At 40.8% G+C, this 16057-nt stretch carries 12 protein-coding genes; 3 read left to right on the top strand and 9 right to left on the bottom strand.

Annotated elements, in window-relative coordinates:
• Nucleotides 1-49: 49 nt before the first annotated feature.
• From UABAM_RS09820 to UABAM_RS09780, 9 genes are all read right to left on the bottom strand, one after another.
• The gene (locus UABAM_RS09820) at nt 50-1327 is read right to left on the bottom strand and encodes a pentapeptide repeat-containing protein (protein ID WP_151967827.1); all 1278 of its coding nucleotides are present in this window, start codon (nt 1325-1327) and stop codon (nt 50-52) included.
• A complete protein-coding gene (locus UABAM_RS09815) occupies nt 1320-2186 on the bottom strand; it encodes an FAD binding domain-containing protein (protein WP_151967826.1) in 867 nt (288 codons plus the stop codon). The genes UABAM_RS09820 and UABAM_RS09815 overlap by 8 nt, the downstream gene beginning before the upstream one ends.
• Complete coding sequence (locus UABAM_RS09810) at nt 2167-2649, bottom strand: (2Fe-2S)-binding protein (RefSeq protein ID WP_151967825.1); 483 nt, start codon at nt 2647-2649, stop codon at nt 2167-2169. Before UABAM_RS09810 ends, UABAM_RS09815 begins: the two co-directional genes overlap by 20 nt.
• Nucleotide 2650: 1 nt before the next feature.
• Entirely contained in the window at nt 2651-4873 is a 2223-nt protein-coding gene (locus tag UABAM_RS09805; protein ID WP_173013232.1) for a xanthine dehydrogenase family protein molybdopterin-binding subunit, read from the bottom strand.
• A 16-nt stretch (nt 4874-4889) separates the two neighbouring features.
• On the bottom strand, nt 4890-5111 hold the full coding sequence (locus UABAM_RS09800; protein ID WP_151967823.1) for a hypothetical protein: 222 nt from the start codon (nt 5109-5111) through the stop codon (nt 4890-4892).
• A gap of 3 nt (nt 5112-5114) precedes the next feature.
• The gene (locus UABAM_RS09795) at nt 5115-6944 is read right to left on the bottom strand and encodes a methyltransferase domain-containing protein (RefSeq protein WP_151967822.1); all 1830 of its coding nucleotides are present in this window, start codon (nt 6942-6944) and stop codon (nt 5115-5117) included.
• Nucleotides 6945-6954: 10 nt separating this feature from the next.
• A complete protein-coding gene (locus UABAM_RS09790; RefSeq protein ID WP_151967821.1) occupies nt 6955-7500 on the bottom strand; it encodes an FHA domain-containing protein in 546 nt (181 codons plus the stop codon).
• A gap of 73 nt (nt 7501-7573) precedes the next feature.
• Nucleotides 7574-8860, bottom strand: coding sequence for an amidohydrolase family protein (locus tag UABAM_RS09785; protein ID WP_173013231.1), 1287 nt, complete (start codon nt 8858-8860; stop codon nt 7574-7576).
• Nucleotide 8861: 1 nt separating this feature from the next.
• Nucleotides 8862-11921: an amidohydrolase family protein gene (locus UABAM_RS09780; RefSeq protein ID WP_173013230.1), complete on the bottom strand. Its 3060-nt coding sequence runs from the start codon at nt 11919-11921 to the stop codon at nt 8862-8864.
• A gap of 372 nt (nt 11922-12293) precedes the next feature.
• On the opposite strand from UABAM_RS09780, the gene UABAM_RS09775 reads away from it, so the two are divergent.
• From UABAM_RS09775 to ubiE, 3 genes are all read left to right on the top strand, one after another.
• The gene (locus tag UABAM_RS09775) at nt 12294-13604 is read left to right on the top strand and encodes a HEAT repeat domain-containing protein (RefSeq protein ID WP_151967818.1); all 1311 of its coding nucleotides are present in this window, start codon (nt 12294-12296) and stop codon (nt 13602-13604) included.
• A gap of 142 nt (nt 13605-13746) precedes the next feature.
• The gene (locus UABAM_RS09770; protein ID WP_151967817.1) at nt 13747-15330 is read left to right on the top strand and encodes an efflux RND transporter periplasmic adaptor subunit; all 1584 of its coding nucleotides are present in this window, start codon (nt 13747-13749) and stop codon (nt 15328-15330) included.
• Nucleotides 15331-15350: 20 nt separating this feature from the next.
• Nucleotides 15351-16043, top strand: coding sequence for a bifunctional demethylmenaquinone methyltransferase/2-methoxy-6-polyprenyl-1,4-benzoquinol methylase UbiE (ubiE, locus tag UABAM_RS09765; RefSeq protein ID WP_151967816.1), 693 nt, complete (start codon nt 15351-15353; stop codon nt 16041-16043).
• Nucleotides 16044-16057: the final 14 nt, after the last annotated feature.

Raw genomic sequence — 16057 nt, 5'->3', positions numbered from 1 at the left:
CAAAAATATTGCCATGTTACAAATGTCCATTTTCTCAAAAATATTAAAATTAACGAATAATTTTGCGGCTAAAAGAGACAACAAAAAGTCCCATGAAAACGACACCGATCAGGTATTCGATCATTGCAAGTAAACGCGCAACACCTGTTACCTGCAAATCTCCATAACCACCGCTGAAAACAACTAGGCTGGTGTTAATGGCGTTTAAAAAGTTGTTCAATTTGGCATGTTCTATGCCGAAACTAATATTTCCCGCAGCCCCTAACATGGAGTAACATGCGCCAAATAGGAAAATCAATATACCCACCACCCCTAAGGTACGAAACGGCATGGTTCCATAGCCGCAGCCTAGGTCTAAAAACAAGTATTCTCCCAAACGTTTCATTGCACTGATGGGATTTAGGGTAAATGGACGGCTTTTGCGCTGCATGCGTTTAAATTGATAGTAAGCCCAGTCTTCGTCGTCAAAACGGTTCATTGTTTGGAACGCTGTACGTAAAAAAGCATATTCTTTTGCTGCCATCTGGTAGTTCCCCGTATTTTCGGGAAAAACATGCCCTTCAATCACATTGCGTTCAATGTTAAGTCCAGGAGTAGTCGTGTTTACGAAACGGAAACTTTGGTTTTCTCCCAAAGTTACGTTAATAATCGAGATATTACGACCACTCATTACATTACTAATGTCTGTTTTGGCATGAAGAGTACAATTGTCTAAACTAACGTTTAAACCAATTACCGCACCTATGAGGAGCAGTTCGTCTTCTATACGACTTCCCGAAAAATTCATATCGTTTTCAATATTGACTTGGCGAAAGTCGGCTTTTCCTCCCCAAAAGGTACCGACGAAAGTACCACCACCAGTGACAATGCGCATACTGTTGAAGCGTCCGCCTTTACGGAACTCGGCACCTTGGAATGTCGCATCACCAAAAAAAGATGCGTATCCAAAGTTGACATTTTTTTCAAATATACATTCATAAAAAGATGTATAACTAAAACGCGCCGACTCGGCATTTAAGTTGCCTTTAAAATTGGCTCTTTGGATCTTTGCACGACCTAGTTTGGTTTTTTTGAATGTACACTTTTGGTGAAAGGTTGCCTCCGCTAAAACTAAGGTTTCTACATCACATTGACGTAGAATAAACTCTTGTTTAAACTGGGTTTTGTTAAAGTCCAATACCCCAATCTTGCACTCGGTAATTTCAACTTTCTCTTCTAGCTCAAATTTAGACAAAGAAAGACGTTCTATGTATACTTGGTGAAGCCTTTCACCTTTTTTTAATTTCTCTTTGGCTTCGTCTTGCGATAAAGTTGGTAGATTACTCATTGTTTTCCTCTGTTATCAAGTCAAAAAATTCTTGTATTAAATTACAAGCAACTTGGATACGATATTCTTTTGTGGATCGAAGATCATCAATGGCAGCTATTTCTGTTTGCAAAATACGCTTTGCTTCACAAATATCGATCTGTGCATATTGCTTTTCGCAAAAATACGCTTCTGTTTTTTTGCAGCGTATTACAGTGGGTGCCACGCTAGCTAAGGCAATTTTTATTTGTACAATCTTCTCTGGAGTAAAATTGGCAACTCCTGCCATACATAATTTGGAAATGGCTTGGGCTTTGCGTGTACCAACTTTACGATAGTAATGCAAGTTGTGTTTGTTTTTTCGCGGTAAACGAATGCGTTGAATGAGTTCGTTTTTCGCTAATTGCATTTGTTTGTAACCAGTATGGAAGTTTTCATAAGCAACTATTTTTTCCCCAGTGGCGGATACGATTTTAAGATCGGCATCGTATACCAAAAGAGCAGGAGGAGTATCTGCCGCTGGTGAGGCATTGGCAATATTGCCGCCAATGGTACCTCGGTTCTGAATGGCAACACCACCTGTGACTTTCGCCGCTTCGCATATACAAGGAAACTCTTGTTGAATGATTTCGTGTTGGCGCAGTTGGCTATAGGTGGTTAGAGCACCAATTTCTACGTAATCATCGTTTACCTCGATACCTTGTAAATCGGGAATACGGTGGATATTTACGTAGTCTCCGGGAGGAAGGTTTCCCATATCAAAAAGGACCATCAAGTCCGTTCCTCCGGCAATTGGACGCTTGCTGTCGTTCATCATTTGCAATGCGTGCTCTAAACTTTTTGCCGTTGTCAAATTGTATTTAGGAAGATACGCTCTCATCTTTTTTCTCCTCTATACTTTTTTTTACCGCATCAATTATTTTTGTGTATCCCGTGCAACGGCAGAAATTGCCAGCCAATCCTTCGCGAATTTCATTGTCACTCGCTTGAGGATGAGAACGCAAGATATTTATGGTGGCCATGATCATTCCTGGCGTGCAAATACCACATTGAGCCCCACCGGTTTCGATAAAAGCTTGTTGTACTGTATGGAGCTCGTTGTCTTGCGCAATGTTTTCGATAGTTTCGACTTTGCAATCTTGCACCTGGGAAGTGGGGACCAGGCAACTGTTTACCAAAATACCGTCTATAAAAACACTACAAGCACCGCATTCACCTTCTCCGCAACCCTCTTTTGTACCTGTTAACTCCAATTCGTTACGTAAAACATCGAGCAAACGTGAAAAAGGATGAACCTCGACATTAACAGATTTACCGTTTACTTCAAATGAGATTTTCTGCATTTTAGGTCTCTTTTCTATACAGCATCATCAGATCTTCAGGACGTAGTGGAACATGACAAACATGTTTCCCTGTTGCATTTTCTACAGCGGAAATCACTGCAGGGGCTGTACCATCCATTGGTAGTTCTCCTATACCTTTGCGCACCCCTCCCGGTTGAAAAGGTTCCGAAAAGAACACTCGTATGTCGGGGGCATCGAGAGATGTGGGAATAATGTAGTTGGTCATTTGATTGTTTGCCATCTGTCCGTTGCGCCAAACAACATCTTCATATAGGGCATACCCTATACCTTGGGCAACGCCACCTTCTATCTGTCCTTGTGCTAGAATAGGATGTACAACCTCACCGACTTCTTGCACTGCAACAAAGTCATCGACCTGCATTTCATATGTGTATTTGTCTACACTTACTTCGGCAACATACACAGCCCAAGCATAAGCGCTGTATGCAGAACCGCGATAGTTTTTTTCATCCCAATGTATTCCCGCAGGAGGTTTGTATTTCACGAAAATTTTGAGCTCGCCGAAGTCTTCTAGGTATTTTTTACTTGCGGTGATAAATTGTTGCGAGGTGTATTCGGAGGTAAGTAAATTACTTTTCAATAGTGTGTCGCGGATTCCACAAACAGCAGATTCTACGAGTTTACCTACGATCATACAGGTTCGCGACGCGACTGTAGGGCCACTGTTGGGAACCTTGGATGTGTCTGGGGTTTCAATTTCTACCATGTCATAGTCAATTCCCAGTGCATCGGCGGCTATTTGTGAGAAGATGGTATTTGTTCCTTGACCAATTTCCGTACTGGCGGCAAGAACCTTCACTTTACCGTCCGCAGTTAGACGTGCTCCGACGATAGAGGCAAGATATACTTCTCCTGAACCGGTAAATCCTGCTCCATGATAAAAACTAGCTAGGCCAACGCCTTTGTATGTTTTGACGTTTTTTTGCGAATTGTGAACAGCGAATTGCTTTTTCTTCGCAAAGTATTGCGACTTTTCAAGCGCCAAATCTAGGACTTTATCGAGGCGAACCTCTTCTTCGATTTTTTGCCCTGTGGCGTTGAGAGAACCTTGTTGTAAAAAGTTTTGTTTACGGAACTCTACTGGGCACATGTTGAGCTGTTTGGCGACTAAATCAAGGTGTCTTTCGAAAGCAAAAATGCTTTGTGGGGCACCAAAACCACGAAAGGCGCCTTGTGGAGGGGTGTTGGTTGCTACAGCCCGTGCGCGTATGCGTATGTTCTCGCAAGCATACGGACCTGCGGCATGAATGGCGCCGCGTGAGAGTACAACCGCAGAGAGAGTTGTGTATGCGCCTCCATCTAGAACAAAATCAATGTCGATGGCCAAAAGTTTTCCGTTTTCATCTACCGCAATTTTTTGTCGCGTGTGCGATGGGTGGCGTTTTGTCGTGGCGACCATGTCTTCGGCGCGGTCGTACATTAGCTTTACGGGTTTTTGCGCTTTGCGTGCTAGAAGTGCGGCATGACCGGCTATTATAGACGGATATTCTTCTTTGCCACCAAAGCCTCCACCTGTTGCGGTTTGGATAATGCGAATTTTTTCTGCTGGTAGATCGAAAAGAGGCATAAGAGCTTTATGAATGTAGTAAGGGCACTGCATGGAGCCCCATACCGTTACTTCTTCGTCATTGGCAATGGCGATCATGCCATTATTTTCTATATATAGTTGTTCTTGGGCACCTGTATGGTATTCTTCACTAACAATTTTGTAAGCGCTGTCCCAAACATCATCGGTGTTTCCTTTGGTAATAAGATACTCTTTGATGATATTATCGTCGCTGTAAATAATTTGCTTTTTGTTTAAAGACTCTTCAATATTGAATATCGCAGGCAACTCGTCAACTTCTATGCGAATGCTACGCCGTGCTTCTTCTAGCAAACTTTTATCTGGATGAGCGAGTAAAAGAATTGGCTCTTGTTGGTGACGAATTTCTTTGTCGGCCAAAAAAGGTTGGTCGCTCTCTATCAAAGTAACCACATTTTCGCCGGGGATATCTTCTATGGTAACGATGGTGAACTCATCCCAGTTAATGTTGTCCGCAAAATGAATTTTACGTATTGTACCACGGGGAACGTCACTACGTACTGTTATACCATATATCATATCCGGGAAAGTGAGGTCGTCAATGTATTTGCTTTTTCCAGTTACTTTTTCTATACCCTCTTTTCGCGGTACGTTTGTCCCCACCCATTTTTTGTTCATGTTTTTTCCTGTCTTACTAGTAAGATTCATCTATTATTCTCTGAGTATTGGATCTCACGAGACTATCTATTAAAACGCTTTTTTGTTCAGCGGTCATATTACGTGATATACTAGTTAGTAGTTGCTTCGCTGTGCGCAACGCCTCATCGTTTCCCAAAGATATTTCTATAATTTCTCCCTCGTTACGAAACTTAAGTAACACTTCGGCTTTGGTCTCTTCTATTGACATCAAATCCATTGTTTATTCCTTGTCTAAAATGAAAACCACATGCTTGTGAATAAAACGATTTGCCCAAAATACCTTATGTATATTTAGTTGGTAACTTTTGAACAGTACCTCCCACTCAGCTACCGTTTTAAAATGTAGTTGTTCTTTTCCCATTTTACCATAGCTACGTACAAAATTTGCTGAACGGTCAAAAAACTGCAATAATTTCAAATCAAACGTGTTTTCAAATGTCGATTCCAAAATAATAATGCGTTTTCTTGTTACACGGACTACTTCACTCAATACTTGTTGTGGGTCTTCACAATGGTGTAGCATAAGAGCACAAATGGTTGTATCGATCGAACTATCCGCGAGTGGTATTTTTTTCCCGTCGTATATTGTATAAGGTAAATAGCTTTTATTCAACGGTAACACATCTAAATTGTGAACTTTTATGTGAAGTTTTTCGTGTATGTACTCTCCTAAATAACCTTCGGCGCTGCCATTATCTAGAACTTTATTTCCTACAATAAATTCTTTACAAATATTATATTTACGGTGTGCTAAAGCACGCATTGTATTTTCTAACATCCAAAATACGACGCTGAATACCACAAGTGGATATTCAAAAAATACATAGATATTACGCCACAAAAGATTTTCAGAAAGATAAAATAAGTAGGTGGGGATAATGAGAATGGACCATGTCATAAGAACACGTGGGGTTTTTTCGCATAGAATGGCCATGACGAGTAAAGGTGTGATGTACCATGGATGTACAATGGGACTACACAATGAGTACAACAATAAGATAAGGAAAACAATGTTCGCGAATGTCCTTTGATGAAAATGAACATTTTTCCAGCGAACATATATCACAAAAATACATGCATACAACGCGAGGAAAGTGCCCCAGCATGCCTTTAGCGCCCATGTGTAGTTGTCATCTACACCTAAAAAGTAAAAGCTCTTCTCCCAGAAAACTAAGGATAAAGAATTAAAAGAAAATTTTTGCGTGTAAAGTTGTAGAGATTCTCTGATATTCAGGAACATCCCCTCGCTGTAAAACCACAAACACAATAATACACATGTTAAAGGTGGAATCCATAGATATTTGAGGTATTTTTTACGCAGAATAACAAAAGGAAATAATAGAACGGGATACAGTTTGGTTAGGGCGGCAAATGATAAGCACAACATTGACAAACCACGGTGCGATTCTAAAAAGTATAGGCAAGCAATTAATGCGGTTACCATAAATATTTCGGTGTGTCCTTGCCCAACAAGTTCTACGAGTAAAGCAGGGTTGCAGCCTATAAACAACAAGTTACAGAGATGTTTATCCGGTGGTAGCATTTGTTTAAGTAAAAAAATTGTTGTCGCAAAACAAATAAAGCACAGTATTTTGTAAAGATAAAAGCGCAGATGTACAGTGGGCATTGTCGCAGAAATTTGAAACAATAATTGCGAAAATGGTGGGTACACAGAATAGTATTGTTGTGAATTTAGATGTGGATAAATTTGTGGGTTTATAACATGGTCTTGCGGTTTTTGCTGGTAAGGAGATGCACCACTCATGGAAACTTCGCCATCCCACATGTAACGGTAAATGTCGTCTGATAAGGTAGGCGGCATGAAAATATACAAGAAACAACATATGCCACACAATAGTCGCGCTTGGTATATTGTTATTCCACGAGCGTAACATTTATACAGTCCGAAAAAGACAATAGTGCTACTAGCCACATGCCACCATAAGTTGGATGCATGTGTTTGTGTGACAAATAAACCATCTGTAGTACATAACAATGCGTTGAGCACAATGGCAATATGCCCAAAAACGATAATCGTAATAAATGGCAAAGTAAAGTACCTATCTTAAGGACTGGAGATATTCATAGCAAGTTTTGGGAAGAAAGAAAGTGGCATAGTAGTAAGCACCAATAACAATTGATGCGCCATCATCAACTGTTTGTGACTCATTTTCTTCCAAAAAATCTCCGTTGATGAAGGTTCCATTTTCTGAACCCATGTCAACGAGATTCCATAATTCTTTGTTGCGTTGCAAAAAGAAACCGGTAAAGGTACTTTTATTTTTGAAGTAAGCATGCGCTTTGGACACGGAATCGTCGCGTAGTGTAATGTCATTGTTGTTCGTACGTCCAATGGTTATGGTCTTCTTGTTGTCAAAACAATACACAAGTGCTTTGTATTGCGGAGGTGATCCTAAACGAAAACCTTGAAAACGCAAGAGCGAACCTGCCGTAGAAATAGTTTGGGTACGCATTAAATTTACATTTTTTTCATGTTGTATTTTTGGTCGTTTTTCAATAATCAAAATGGGTTTGGGAAATTTTTTGACAAACTGACTCAGAGATAAAGAACGAACATGTTGACGAAAATTTTCAAAATCATACATGACTATTTTTAACCTTTAAACAGAATCTTTGGAGAAGATGCAGGAGAAGGAATTCTCCCACATCTCGTATTTACTATTTATATTTTTGTTGGTATTTGCGCCACAAACGCTTGTGACGATCATCTAGGTCTACTTTGCGCCCTTGAATAAAGGCGTGTTCAATGTGACTGTTGCGTATATCTAGAACATCGCCACGAGAAATAATAATGGTCGCGTCTTTGCCAATTTCAATCGAGCCTACGCGCTCATCAATACCGAGAATTTCCGCTGCTGAGAGTGTAATGGCTCGCAAAGCAGTATTTTTATTTAGTCCGTAGCCGATTGCGGTACCTGCCTGAAAAGGCAAGTTACGTATATTCCAATAATTGTCACCGTCGGTACCTCCTGAGAGACAGAATTTTACATTGGCTTTTTCGAGTATTTGCGGTAGACGAAACGCTAAATCATAGTCTTCCTCGCCGCGGCGCGGTAACGAATTTATGGCTTGTAGTATAACCGGAATGTCATTTTCACTTAACAAGTGCGTTAATTTCCACGAATCAGCACCACCAACGATGACGATACGCACATCGTGTGATTTCGCAAAGGCCACTGCCGCTTCTATTTGCTTGTACTCCGAAGCATTGATAAACAATGGAACTTTTTTTTGCAACATGGGTAACAGAGCTTCCCACCTAATGTCTCTTTTTATATGAGGATTTGCTTCTAAGGCTTTTTGATATTTCCGCGCATCTTGCATAATATCGTTTATTTTTTGAATATTCTTTTGGATATTCTTACGTTGTTCGCTTGCCGAAGTTTTGATCCACCAATTTTCATAGACCGTCATGGATGGCCACGATAAATAAATCCCTGCACTTCTTTTTAGTGAAGCATCTTCGACGGTCCAACCATCTAGCATCATAATCGATGATGTTCCGCAAAATAGTCTTCCTTGGGGTAGAATGTGAGCAATCAGGATACCGTTCGAACGTACGGTGGGAATAATCTCGGAATCCATATTATAAGCAGTGTACGCGTGGGCGTTGGGGTTTATAGGCCCTACTTCTCTTGTATCTTTTGAAGCGCGAACAGCGCCAATTTCAACAAGTCCAAGTGTCGAGTAGGGAACAATAAGACCAGGATAAACATGTTTGCCTTTGGCATCAATGACTTCACTGGTTTTGGGAATTTGAATTTGTTCGCCAATAGCGGTAATGACACCTTTATCAAAAAGAACAGTTCCATTGGTGATGACGTCACCACTCACTGTGTGTATTGTTGCGTTGGTGATGGCGATTGGTTTTTCTTGCGGAGCACCAGGTACTATGTCTGAAGCGTACAACAAACCCAAAGTTAGCATAAATAAAATGAATTTCACTTTAGTCTCTCCCTCTAACAGCATCTTCGATATCGTCACAGTGGTAATGTCTTTTCTTTTTGACCGCAGAGGTTTCCTCTACTTTTTCGCCTTTGGCTTTTTTATTTAGTGCCAATTGTATAAGGGCGGCTTTTTGGCGGCGAATTTCACTACGCATTTTACGATCTTCTTCTACATCAAAATATTTGCGGCCGTCAATCCACGTTTGTAGAACGCGCGAATAACAGGACAGTGGATGATGATTCCATACGACAAAATCGGCATCTTTACCCGTCTCAAGGCTACCCACTTTTTTATCTATGTATAGCTGCTTGGCAGCATTTATGGTGACCAGCTTGAGCGCATCTTCTTCGCTAAGACCACCGTATTTGATTGCTTTCGCGGCTTCTTGATTTAAGCGGCGCGCCATTTCGGCATCATCGGAGTTGATGGAGACGACAACGCCCTGGCGATGCATAACCGCAGCATTGTAGGGGATGGCATCGTAAACTTCAAATTTATATGCCCACCAATCGGAAAAGCACGAGGCCATGGCCCCAGTTTCTTTTAGTTCGCGCGCTACTTTATAGCCTTCTAATACGTGAGTGAATGTCCCTACGGAAAAGCCAAATTTATTGGCGAGACGTGCTAGTGATAGTATTTCGCTTTGTACATACGAGTGGCAGTGAATGAACATTTTTTTGTGCAGAATATCGTTGATCGCTTCTAGTTCTAAATCTCTGCGCGGAGGAATTACTTTGCGTTTTTCTGTCTCGCTAAGTTGTCGATAGTTTTGCCACTCTTTTTCATATTCTCGTGCTGTTTGGAATACATCGTAAAAAATTTCGCGGACACCCATTCTTGTCTGTGGGTAGCGTGTTGTGTAGTTGTCTCCCCAGTTACTTTGTTTGACATTTTCCCCAAGGGCGAATTTGATGCCTTTGTGGATGTCTTGGTACTTCATTTCCTCCGGTAGGTTTCCCCAGCGTAATTTGATTACCTGTGCTTGACCACCAATCGGATTTGCCGAACCATGCAACAATTGAGAGCTGGTAACTCCTCCGGCCAATTGACGATAGATATTTATGTCGTCGCTGTTCACAACGTCACCTATGCGCACTTCGGCCGTGACTGCCTGGGTTGCTTCATTAACTCCACGAGTTATGGCAATGTGAGAATGCTCATCGATGAGGCCTGGAGTGATATGTATGCCTTCTCCTTCAATGACAATTGCCTCAGGAGGAGGTGATAAATCTTTTCCTATTTGGATGATTTTTCCTTCGCGAACAATCATATCTGCTATTTCGATCTTACCTTGTTGTGCGCAAGTCCAAATCGTGGCATTGCTGACAAACACCGTGTAGGCTTGCTGAGGAATCGTTTTTCGGCCAAAGGCTTTGTTGGGATATACGATTTCAAATAGCATTTTATCCGCTTGTTGTTGTGTGTTCTCTTGTTCGTCTTGTTTTTGTTGTTTGGTTTCGTCGTTCAATTTGCGCTGTGCTTGCCAAGTACTGCGTTCATTTTGCGGTGAAAGAACAATACCCGAAAGTTTTTCTTGCCACATACGACCTGAAAAACGTGAGACTCCTTGTGTGGCTACGACTTGGAAGTGAAGTTGGTTATTGTTCGTAGCGAAGTCCTCGATGTGTGCACCTTCTAGATTGTGGATGGTCGCTTTACTGTTGTTTTCGATGTGAATTTCAAATGTATGTTTGTTGTCGGATACTTGCCATTTTCCATTAAAATTGAATTTTTGACGTTCCTTCAACACAAACTTTTCTCCACGAACCCAAACGGAATATATTTGAGATTTCTTGGCAAAAATATCGTCATCGCTTATGACAAAGTTTGCTTGCTTACCTCTCTCGATTGTTCCGGCGATTTGCGAAATGCCACAAATTCTTGCAGGTACAGTTGTTAAAGCCTCTAATGCTTTTTGTGTGGATAGTCCTCTGGCAACGGCTTCGCGTACATTTGTCAAAAATTGTGTACTGTTCTTTAGACCGTTTGTGGTAAACGCAAAAGCGATTTCTGCTCTTTCGAGTAGGGCCGGATTTTCCTTTGCGGCATTCCAGTGTTTTAGCTTGCCTAAAGAAACATCAAATTGACGCTCAGGGGTTGTGATGTCGGGGACATGAGGGAAATTGACCGGGACGATGAGGATAGACTGTAGTTTGGCAATCGCTTCTAAGCGGCGGTATTCGTAACCACTACCTTTATAAATAAACGTAAGACCAAATTCTTGAGCAATTTTTGCGGCACGTAACAACGATAGTTCATTGCTTGTACTAAATACAATGGATTGTTGACCAGATAAAACGTTTTGTAGGGCTTCTAAACTGTAATTTAGCTCTGGCTTTTTTTGACTTGTATCGCGTGCGTATGCTGTATAAGCTTTTTGATACCAACTACTATCCATAAGAACTTGACGGATGAGAGCAATACTTCCCATTAAGGAACCTGGGTAACTGCTTTTCGAACTTCCTTTGCGGAAGGAAGCAAATTGTGCGTGATTATGCTTTAGTACAGCGTTATTTGTCGGGTCACTACCTAGAGAAACAACTGCACTTTGTCCACGGAAAATACCGTCGAGTGACGAGGTTTGCGCAATGGTAAACCCTTGTGAACGAAGTTCTTTTGCTTTATTGTTGTTGGCCGAAAATGCTTTGGCTGCTCTTTTTTCTGCATGAACGGCATCGTTCCAGTGCCTACCACCTGCCGGAGTTCCTTTTTTGTTTGTAGAAGGAAGCCAACTGTTGTTTGCATTGTTGCCTGAATTTTGAGGTAAACCATAGTCGCTAAACGTTTCGATAAAACCTGGGTAAACGGTGGACGAATGTACATCCCAGATTTGCGCTTCTGGAGGAATGGTAATGTTTTGCCCAACGCTTTCGATGAAACCGTTACGTATAACAATGGTTGCATTTTCTATTTTTTGTGATGGATTAATAAAAACATTGGCGTTGGTAATGGCAATGATTTGCGGTGTTTTATTGCGAAGACCTTGTGTGGGTTCTGTTTGTGACCAACACAGGGTAATTGTGGCAATGAACACACACAATAAACGTATCTTAAACATATCTGACCTTCTATAAAGAACTTTGTTGCAAGTGAGGCATTTACCCTCACAAGTTAATTTGCTTTTCCCGTGTCCTATGTGGTTATTTTTTACGAGATAGTAGTTAAGGTATATATCATGCATCTTGGTGTTTGTAACAGCATACCAAAAAAAATACAAAAACCGAACATTTTTATCGCGAATTTAGCTCAGGGACTTGTTTATAACAAACCGTGTCCTTGCCGGAGTTTTTCTTTGACATTATTCGTAAATAAACTTACAATAAAACACATGCACTTCGCTCCAAAGTATTTGTAAAATTTGCGTAGGAGTGCATTCTCAACCTACCACGTTATATATCTAAATTTAATTTCCCTATCCTACCAAACAATTATGTCCGAAAAATTATTGAAAAATTTCTATAAAAAAGTCCTGCAAGTACTAAGAGAAGATAATCAGGATAAAGAAGCTGCGTATCGGCTAAGACAATTACTATCATCGCAAACCCCCAACAAGGACTTTGCCAAAGTTTTAGCGAAGCTAGGATTGCGTGATGTGAAATTGCTTGTTGACATTTTGCGCAAAGACCGCTCTTACGAGAGTCCGTCTATCGATTGTTCGCAGGTTTTATCAAGCTATATGGAAGAATGCTTGCCCGTTTTCCAAAATTATGTCGCTCATGTGAAGAACTCCGGAAATGCGTCGCAAAACAATCTAGAGACCATACACAATCAATTGGAAATCATGCAGATTATTCACTCAGGAGTCGCTAATGATGATATTTTACGCATCATTTACGGTTTAGTAAAGAGTTACCAAATACAACCACAAGCATTTAAAAATGTGACGATTGCCATGTTAAATGAAATTGGGAATCCGGTAATTTTAGCTCTGGTTTTTTTGTTGGAGAACGATGAAGATTTACCCGATTTGTTTGCGCATCTGGGAAGCATTGCTATGCCAGCACTCTTTATCGCGTTGTACTATCCCGATGCGGAAGTGCGCTATAATGCTGTTGAAGTGATAAAAAAAATAAACTCTTCCGAAGGTTTACGCGCTCTTGCCGGGGCGAGAAACGATCCGTGCTCGCGCGTGCGACAAAAGGTAATCGAGGCTTTAGGAGACATGCAGGATCATCGAAGTACTCAGATTTTAATCGAAGCACTTCGTGATGAAGATGCCGGGGTACGCTTGACAAGCGTGAAGGCCTTGGGAAAAATACGTAGTCTCAAAGCTTTGAATGCACTACTTAGCATGTTAGAAGATAAGGATTGGGAAGTTCGCCGTGAAGCTGTAGAGTCTATGGCCTTGTATGGTGAAAAAGCATCTGGATATCTTGCCAAAGCTTTAGAGAACGATAGTTTGGTGGTCAAAAAAATAGCATCGCGCATTCTCTCCCATGTAGGTAACCAGGAGGCAGTGCCGGCTTTGATGAAGGCGATATACGATACGGATATTAGCGTTCGCGAAAGAGCGGTGATTGCTCTCGGACGTATACAGGGAGAAAATTCTATTGTTACTTTGATGTTTGCTTTTGAAGATGAAGCACCATTGGTACGTTTTGCGGCCATTCAGGTTTTGATTGAAATCGGATCACGTTCAACAAACCATTTACTCAATAAAGCACTAAAAGATCCTGAACCTTTGATTCGCGAGAGAGCGAATATCGCTATCCAAGAGATATTAAGTCGCGAGGAAGTCTAGGGAAGTAGAATCATATTTTAAAAGATAACTCCTAATAGTGAAAGTTTGATAGATAGGATAATTGTCTATGCTTTCGTGAGTTACAACACAAGACAGGCAGTTTGTGAATTAGACTGTAAAAAAAGTTTCTATAGGAATCAGCATGGGTACAGATAAAAATAAGCAAAAAAAGTACGTTTCCGTGCGCAAAGCACTACGAGAATTGCGAGTGGACGAAGGTGAATTGAAAAAAATTATCGAAAAAGGCGCTATCAAAGCCTATCCCGATAAGGACAATGTGAAATTTGATGCCGATGAAATTGAAAAGTATCGTACTTCTCGCATACAAAACAACGAAGAAAACCCTAAAATAGCGGACGAGAGTTTGTATGAGTCTGCCGATGTTTCTTTTGATAGTCTTTTTGTGAGCCAGGCTCAGGGACGTTCTGCAGCATCATTGACCGAAGAAATTCCACAAGAACCAGATATATTGTTTGGGCCATCAACTCCCAAACAAAACATCAAAGATTTTTTAAATAAGAAAAAACCTGACCCTGTTTCTCCTGTAAAAGCTATTCAAAGTGTACGCAGTCGAGATAAAGGCACAACTGGTATTGTTTCTTTTAGTTTATTCATTGTCATCATCATGCTTATCTCGATAAACAGCTTTTTGTTATTGCAAATAGGTGGTGCGCCTACACTACCCAAAATTAACGAGTCAAAAGCAATTAACGATGAGTTAGTGCCGCAGATTTCGATTGTAGGGAAAGTTGTGCCTGCACAAACGCATGTCATTGTAGCTCCTGCTTCTGGTAAGATAAAACAACTGGTTACTACAAAACTTAACAAAGATAAAGTGATTGCTGTTATTGACAATGCGAACAGCTTGCAGCGCGAACAGCTACGAATGGAGTTGCAACAAGCACTTCTCACCTGGGAATTACAAAAGAATAAAGTGAGTGGACTTTCGGCAAAAGCGCAAAAAGAAATTGCGCAAATTTCGGAAATGTACCGTAAGAAAGGTACCGTCAATAGTTCTAACCTTTCCTCCTGGAAAAAAGGTGTACAGAGCTTTGCGAAAAGTATTAAACCAAGTGCTCTCGATGTATGGCTACAATTGCAAAAGGCACGACAGAATTATGAACTTGCCGAGAAAAAATGGCTACAAAACGCACAGAACAACACAATTAAAGCGTCATTTGCTGGTCAATTACTCAGTTCGTATTCTAAAGTAGGCAATAACGTACAAGCGGGGGATATTCTTGGAGAGTATCATTCTTCTACCCATCAACTACAAGTTGTTATGAGCAAAAGTGAGTTTCGTTTGCTGGAAATGCAAAACCAAGTGACGGTGACCTTACCGAACGATGAACAACAAAAAGGTAAAATACACAGTGCTGTGGCTGAAGACCATTTGGTAAAGGTGAATATTAGTATTAAGATGCCTGTTAACTTGGGAATGCAACTCAAAGTGACATTTTCGCTTAAAAAAATACCTGAGTGTGTTTTAGTTGATCGCCGTGCAGTATTTTTCCAGAAAGATATACGTGGAGAGAGTCAGGCCATGGTATGTAAAGTATTGCGCAAGAAAGGAAAGCGTTATGCTTACCCTGTTTCCGTTGTTGTCGGTCTCTACGATGAAGATTATATTCAAATACTTTCGGGGGTTGACCCAGGAGATGTGATTGCAATGGCGACTTCAACACCACTTGCAAATTTTACATCAGGACAACAATTACAAGACTAACAACCTAGGAATTTACACTTATGAGTAAAAAAATTCATGATATGTTTGCACAAATTGCGGGGACATACGACAGAACAAACAGCGTTTTGTCTTTAGGGATTCACCATCTATGGCGCAATAGACTCATCAAAATGAGTGAAACAAAGCCTGGTGATGCCATTTTAGATTGTGCAACGGGTACCGGTGATGTTGCGATTACGTTTTACAAAAAAAATAAAGGCCAAGGGCGTATTGTCGGAACCGATTTTTGCGCGCCGATGTTGGAATTGGCAGAAAAAAAGTCTAAGTCGAATTATCCGGAAATCGAATGGAAAATAGAAGATGCACAAGATCTTTCTTTCCCCGACAATACTTTTGATATTGCCACAATTTCTTTTGGAATACGCAATGTAGATAATACCGAAGACTGCTTAAAAAGTATGGCGCGTGTGGTGAAACCCGGAGGGAAAGTTTTAATCTTAGAATTTGGTCAGCCACATTGGCCAATAAAACCGTTCTTCAATTTATACAGCGGTTATATACTTCCGTTTGTTGGCGGAATTATAAGCGGAGATCGAAAAGCGTACAAGTATTTAAATACATCGTCAGCGCAATTTCCTACGGGAAAAAAATTTATTGAGCTTATGGAAAAAACGCAAGCGTTTTCCGAGGTTTATTTTAAATCGCTGACCTCAGGCGTTTGCTATATCTATGTAGGAAAAGTTGCCGGATAATTTTTTTGGGATCG

Origin of the sequence: Candidatus Uabimicrobium amorphum (assembly GCF_009002475.1) — a bacterium.
Lineage (GTDB): Bacteria > Planctomycetota > Uabimicrobiia > Uabimicrobiales > Uabimicrobiaceae > Uabimicrobium > Uabimicrobium amorphum.
This window is presented reverse-complemented; position numbering and strand designations above follow the sequence as displayed.